The organism is Nocardia sp. CC201C (assembly GCF_030010695.1).
Classification (GTDB): Bacteria; Actinomycetota; Actinomycetes; order Mycobacteriales; family Mycobacteriaceae; genus Nocardia; species Nocardia otitidiscaviarum.
This window is the reverse complement of sequence record NZ_JASCXP010000405.1, coordinates 1-6,752: the sequence shown is the minus strand read 5'-3', so window position 1 is coordinate 6,752 and position 6,752 is coordinate 1. Positions and strand designations below refer to the sequence as shown.

General features: G+C 71.2%; 5 protein-coding genes. All 5 read right to left on the bottom strand.

The features are described 5' to 3' along the window. A partial coding sequence (gene ftsW, locus QK444_RS29925; RefSeq protein WP_282785468.1) for a putative lipid II flippase FtsW occupies positions 1-1,208 on the bottom strand: 1,208 nt, incomplete at its 3' end. Then, positions 1,205-2,650 carry a UDP-N-acetylmuramoyl-L-alanine--D-glutamate ligase gene (gene murD, locus QK444_RS29920; protein WP_282785467.1) on the bottom strand — a complete coding sequence of 482 codons (1,446 nt, stop codon included), beginning with the start codon at positions 2,648-2,650 and terminating at the stop codon, positions 1,205-1,207. The genes ftsW and murD, both read right to left, overlap by 4 nt. A gap of 52 nt (positions 2,651-2,702) precedes the next feature. Continuing rightward, on the bottom strand, positions 2,703-3,776 hold the full coding sequence (gene mraY, locus QK444_RS29915; protein WP_029929299.1) for a phospho-N-acetylmuramoyl-pentapeptide-transferase: 1,074 nt from the start codon (positions 3,774-3,776) through the stop codon (positions 2,703-2,705). Further along, complete coding sequence (gene murF / locus QK444_RS29910) at positions 3,773-5,458, bottom strand: UDP-N-acetylmuramoyl-tripeptide--D-alanyl-D-alanine ligase (RefSeq protein ID WP_282785466.1); 1,686 nt, start codon at positions 5,456-5,458, stop codon at positions 3,773-3,775. The genes mraY and murF overlap by 4 nt, the downstream gene beginning before the upstream one ends. After that, on the bottom strand, positions 5,455-6,752 hold a 1,298-nt coding region (locus QK444_RS29905), incomplete at its 5' end, for a UDP-N-acetylmuramoyl-L-alanyl-D-glutamate--2,6-diaminopimelate ligase (protein WP_282785465.1). The genes murF and QK444_RS29905, both read right to left, overlap by 4 nt.

Here is a 6,752-nt window from a genome sequence, read left to right as displayed (position 1 = left end):
CCGTCCTGTCCCGCGTGCAGCGCGGCCACCGCCTCGGGTTCGTGCCGGGCCGCATTGGCGACGATGCCGAACATGAGCAGCGTGATGGCCAGCGACGAACCACCCGCCGACACCAGCGGCAGCTGGAGTCCGGTCACCGGGAGCAGCCCCACCACATAGCCGATATTGATCAGCGCCTGGCCGGTGATCCAGGTGGTGGCGGTGGCGGACAGCAACCGCAGGAACGGATCCACCGAGCGGGTGGCGATGCGCAGCCCGGTGTAGGCGAACAGCGCGAAAAGCCCCAGCACCAGCGCACATCCGAGGAAGCCGAGTTCCTCGCCGATAATGGCGAAGATGAAATCGTTGTGGGCATTGGGCAGATAGCTCCACTTGGCCCGGCTCTGCCCGAGGCCGCGACCCCAGATACCGCCGTCGGCAAGCGAATACAGCGCCTGCCGGGACTGGTAGCCGATGCCCTGCGGATCCTCACCGGGATTGAAGAAGGCGCGCATGCGGTCGGAGCGGTAGCCCGCCGACAACGCCAGCACCCCCGCCGCCGCCACGCCCGAGACGGCGATGGTGACGAACATGCGCAGCGGCAGCCCGCCGAACCACAGCAGCGCCGCCAGCACGATGCCCAGTGCGATGGTGGTGGACAGATTGGGCTCCAGCACGACCAGGAAGCACACCAGCAGACCGGCGGGCACCAGCGGCATCAGGATCTCGCGATAGCCCACGTGCCCGTCGGCGTATTCGGCGCGGCGCGAGGCCAGCAGGTGCGCGCCCCACACCACCAGGGTGACCTTCACGATCTCCGAGGGCTGCACGGAGACGAATCCGAGGTCGAACCAGCGCCGCGAACCCGACACCTTGGTGCCGATGCCGGGAATGAGCACCAGCACCAGCAGCACCACCGACAGCGCGAACACCGGAAAGGACAGCTGCCGCAGCACCCGCAGCGGAATCCGCAGCGCCACATAGAACGCCAGCGCGCCCACCGCCGCGAACGCCGCCTGCTGGATGAACAGCGAGTACGCCGATTTGCCGACCGCGTACGCCTCGACGCTGGAGGCGGAGAGCACCATGACCAGGCCGAGCACCGTGAGCAGGGCCGCGATGCTCACCACCAGGTGGAACGAGGCCAGCGGGCGGGCCAGCCACGCGCCGAACCACCCGGCCCGGGCCCGTCGCGGGGACTGCGCCGCGGCGGGCCGGGTGGCGGTCATTCGGTGCTCCCGATGTCCTTCTCGTTCAGGTCCGCCACCGCGGTGGCGAAGCTGCGGCCGCGATGGGTGTAGTCGGTGAACATGTCCAGCGACGCGGCGGCCGGGGCCAGCAGCACGGTGTCGCCGCGCCGGGCGAATCCGGCGGCGGCGCGCACCGCGCGCGCCATGACGGCGTCCGGCCCGATCGCGGCGAGTTCGGTGGCGACCATCTCTGCATCGTCCCCCGAACCCACGGTCACGACCGGGACGTCGGGGGCGTGTCGCGCGAGCGCGGCCGCGATCACCTCGGCGTCCTGGCCGAACAGCACGGCGGCGACGAGGTGTTCGCGCACCTCTTCGACGAGGTCCTCCACTCCCGCGCCCTTGAGCTGACCGCCCGCCACCCAGATCACGTGCGGGTGCGCCAGGATCGACGACCGCGCGGCGTGCGGGTTGGTGGCCTTGGAGTCGTCGATGAAGTCGACGCCCCCGACCTCGCGCACGAAGGCGGCCCGGTGCGGGCCCACCTTGTGCTCGGCCAGGCCCTCTTTCACGAATTGCGGTGCCACGTCGATGGATCGGGTGAGCGCGGCGGCGGCGAGCGCGTCGGCCACCCCGGCCGGGCCCGGCGGGCTGATATCGCCGACCTCGGCCAGGATGGCGGCCTTGGTGAAGGCGCGGTCGAGCAGTTTGCCGTCCACCACGCCGAGTTCGCCGTCGGCGGGCACGCCGACGCGGAAGCCGACGGTGCGGCGCGCCTTGGACTTTCGCGCCAGGGCGGCGGCCACGGCATCGTCGAGGCCCACCACGCCGACCCGCCCGGTGAGCGCGCGCGCCTTGGCGGCGGCGTAGGCGTCCAGGCCGCCGTGCCAGTCCAGGTGGTCCTCCGCCACATTGAGCACCACCCCGGCCTCGGGGCGTACCGAGGGTGCCCAGTGCAGTTGGAAGGAGGACAGCTCCACGGCCAGCACCTGCGGTCCGGGATTGCGCCGCAGCGCGTCCAGGATGGGGGTGCCGATATTGCCGCAGGCCACGCTGGGGATGCCGGCGGCGCGCAGGATGGCGTGCGTCATCTGCGTGGTGGTGGTCTTGCCGTTGGTGCCGGTGATGACCAGCCACTTGCGCACCGGACCGTAGATGCGGGCCTGATCGACCCACCACGCGAATTCCACGTCACCCCAGACCGGGATGCCGGAGGTGACCGCGGTGACCAGCACCGGGGAGTCCGGCCGCCAGCCCGGGCTGGTGATCACCAGCGCGAATCGGTCCAGCGCACCGTGTTCCACCAGATCCGCGGGGGCGGCGGTGGCCAGACCGAGTTCGGCGGCCTCCGCCAGGGCCTGCTCACCGCCGTCGGTGACCACCGGACGTGCGCCGATGTCCAGCAGCGGTTCGATGAGCGAGCGCCCGGACACCCCCCATCCGGCGACGAGAACGTCACGGCCACGCAGAAATTCGAGCATGGGCCCCGGTGACCGGAGCACCCTCGGAGAATGTTCGACCATCGCCTTCGACCTACCCGACCGACAGATACTCGCTGTAGAACAGGCCAAGACCAACCGCGGACGCCATACCGGCGAGCATCCAGAATCGGATGATCACCGTCGTCTCGGCCCAGCCGCTCAATTCGAAATGGTGATGGAACGGGGCCATCTTGAACAGCCGGTTCCGGGTGGTGCGGAAGACCGCGACCTGCAGCACCACCGACGCCGCCTCGGCCACGAACAGCGCGCCGATGACGATCATGAGCAGTTCGGTGTGCGTGGTGATGGACAGGCCGGCCAGCAGGCCGCCCAGCGCCAGCGATCCGGTGTCACCCATGAAGATCTTCGCGGGAGCCGCGTTCCACCACAGGAATCCGATGCACGCCGCGCCACCGGCCGCGCACACCAGCGCCAGATCCAGCGGATCGCGCACGTTGTAGCAGCCCGCCTCCGGGTAGTCGACGCAGGCGTTGCGCCACTGCCAGAAGGTGATGATCATGTACGCGCCAAGCACCAGGCTCATGGATCCGGCGGCCAGACCGTCCAGGCCGTCGGTGAGGTTCACCGCATTGGACCAGGCCACCACGACCAGGCAGACGAAGGCCAGGAAGATCCACACGCTCATCGACACGGTGGTGATGTCGCGCACGTAGGACAGGTGCTTGCTGGCCGGGGTCAGCCCGCTGTCGTTGCGGAACTTCAGCGCCAGCACGCCGAAGACCACGGCGGCGGTGAGCTGTCCGATGTACTTGCCCGCCGCGGTGAGACCGAGATTCCGCTGCTTGCGGATCTTGATGAAGTCGTCGAGGAAGCCGACGCCGCCCAGCGCGGTGGCCAGGCCCAGCACCAGCAGGCCCGAGGCCGACGGTCCGGGCTGGCCGTAGCTCATGCCGATCAGGTGGGTGCCCAGGTAACCGGCCCACATACCGGCGAGGATGGCGACGCCGCCCATGGTGGGGGTGCCGCGCTTGGCCTTGTGGCTCTCCGGGCCGTCGACCCGGATCTCCTGTCCGAAGCCCTGTTTGGCGAACATGGAGATGAGGACGGGGGTGAGCAGAATGGAGACGGCGAGCGCGATGGCGGCCGAGAAGAGGATCTGGGTCATCGTGCGGCCTCCTCCGCCGCGGCGTGCCGCGCATCAGAACCAGCGGCGGGCCGCGAATCAGAACCAGCGGCGGGCCGCGCAATCGAACCAGCGGCGGGCCGCGCAATCGAATCAGCGGCGGGCCGCGCATCCGGGCCTGCTGCGGCCGTCAGATGTTCGGCGACGGCCCACAGCCCCACCGACTTGGACGCCTTGACCAGCACCACGTCACCGGGTGCCAGTTCACTGTCGAGCAGTTCGACGGCGGCGGCGATATCCGGCACGTGCACCGCCTCCTCGCCCCACGATCCCTCCTGCACCGCGCCCTGGAACATGGCGCGCACCGGGCGGCCCGCCCCGACCACGATGAACCGGTCCACGTCGAGCCGGACGGCCAGGCGGCCGATCCGGTCGTGTTCGAGCACCGATTCCTCGCCCAGCTCCCCCATCTCACCGATGACGGCCCAGCTGCGGCGCGGGGTGTCGCCGGATTTGGCCATGGTGACCAGCGCCTTGAGCGCGGCCCGCACCGAGTCCGGGTTGGCGTTGTAGGAGTCGTTGATCACGGTGACGCCGTCGGCGCGGGTGCGCACGTCCATGCGCCGTTCCGAGACCGCTTGCGCCGCACCGAGAGCCGCGGCGACGGTCGCCAGGTCCGCCCCGCATTCCAGGGCGACCGCGGCGGCGGCGAGCGCATTGCCGACCTGGTGTTCACCGTGCACGGCCAGGGTCACGTCCACGCTCTCGTCGCCGCGGCGCAGGGTGAAGCGGGCGCGTGCCTGGTCGTCCAGGGTCACGTCGGTGGCGCGCAGGTCCGCCCCGGCGGCCTGGCCGACCTGCACCACGCGCGCCGCGGTGCGTGCCGCCATGGCCGACACCAGCGAGTCGTCGGCATTGAGCACCGCGAGCCCGGTGGCCGGAAGTGCTTCCGCCAGTTCGCCCTTGGTCTCCGCGATCGCCTCGCGGCTGCCGAATTCGCCCAGGTGCGCGGTGCCGACATTGAGCACCACGCCGATGCCCGGCGGGGCCACCTCGGTGAGGGCGCGAATATGGCCCCGGCCGCGGGCGGACAGTTCCAGCACCAGGAAGCGGGTGTCGGCGTCGGCGCGCAGCGCCGTCCAGGGGTGACCGAGCTCATTGTTGAACGAACCGGGCGGAGCGACAACGGGTCCCAGCGGGGACAGGACTGCGGCGAGCAGGTCCTTGGTGGAGGTCTTACCGGAGGAGCCGGTCACGCCGATGACGGTGAGACCACCCGCGGCGACGAGCCGGTCGACGCTGGTGCGGGCCAGCTTCGCCAGCGCCGCCAGCACGGCCGCGCCGGAGCCGTCGGTATCGGCGGCCAGCGCCAGCGCCCGGCTGGTGCGGCGGTCGTCCGGTACCGCGCCGCCGGACGATCCGCGGTCGTCCCGTTCGGCATCTCCGTCTCGCTCGTCGGGGGCGGCGGACGGTGGCGTGACCACGATGGCGGGCACGCCCACCGGTCGGGCCGCCAGTACCGCCGCCGCGCCCGCGGCGACGGCCTGTCGCGCGTAGTCGTGTCCGTCGACCCGCGCGCCCGGCAGCGCCAGGAACAGGTCGCCGGATCCGATACGGCGCGAATCGAATTCGACCGCGCCGGTCACGGTCACCTCCGGGTCGGGACAGTCGTGTAGCGTGCCGCCCACGACATCCGCGATCTCCCGCAGTGTCATCTCGATCATGAAACCGTCAGGTCCTTAGTTTTCTCGGAGAGAGCCGCCGCGAGCACCTCGCGGTCGTCGAACGGATACTTCACACCCGAAATCTCCTGCCCTGTCTCATGTCCCTTGCCCGCCACCAGCACCGCGTCCCCGGGCCGGGCCCAGTCCACGGCGGCGGCGATGGCGGCCGCCCGATCCCCCACCTCGCGCACCTCGCCACGCTGCCCTTCCGGCAGCGCGTCCGCGCCCGCGCGCACGGCCGCGCGGATGGCGGCCGGATCCTCCCCGCGTGGATTGTCGTCGGTGATGATGAGCAGATCCGCCCCGCGCGCCCCCGCCGCACCCATGAGCGGGCGCTTCCCGGCGTCGCGGTCCCCGCCCGCGCCCACCACCACGGCCAGGCGGCCGCCCGCGCCCTGTTCGGCGAGATACGTTCGCAGCGTGGCGATCACCGATTCCACGGCGGCGGGCTTGTGCGCGTAGTCCACCACGGCGAGGAAGCCCTGGCCCCGGTCCACGCGCTGCATGCGGCCCGGCACGTCCACCTCGCCCAGCGCGGCGGCGGCCGCGGCCGGATCGACACCGGCGGCCTCGCACACCGCGACCGCGAGCAGGCCGTTGGCGATGTTGTAGTCACCCGGAAGGCGCAGGCGCACCGGCACGTTCAGCGCGCCGCGGGCGGCGGTGAAGCTCTGAGTACCACCCGGTCCGGCGGTGACGTCGGCGGCGGTCCAGTGCGTGGGCTGCGTGGTGGAGACGGTCACGATATGGGTGCGCTGTTCGAGCTCCCCGGCCAGCCGCCGTCCCCAGGCGTCGTCCACGCAGATCACCGAGGTGGCCGCGCCCACCGACGAGGCCGGATCGAACAGGCGGCGCTTGGCCGCGTAGTAGTCCTCGAAGTCGGCGTGGAAATCCAGGTGGTCCTGGGACAGATTGGTGAACGCGCCCACCGCGAACTCGACACCGTCCACCCGGCCCAGCGCCAGCGCGTGACTGGACACCTCCATCACCACGGCCTGCACGCCCCGCTCCACCATGACCGCGAACATGGCATGCAGCTGCGGTGCCTCCGGGGTGGTGAGGGCGCTGGGCACGCGCACGCCGCCGATGCGGGTCTCGATGGTGCCGATGAGCGCGGTGCGCAGCCCGGCCGCGGTCAGGCCCGCCTCCACCAGATACGAGGTGGTGGTCTTGCCGGAGGTGCCGGTGATGCCGATGATGCGCAGCCGCCGCGACGGATCGCCGTAGAGGGCCGAGGACAGCACACCGAGCACCGCGCGCGGATCGTCGCGCACCAGCACCGGCACCTCGATCG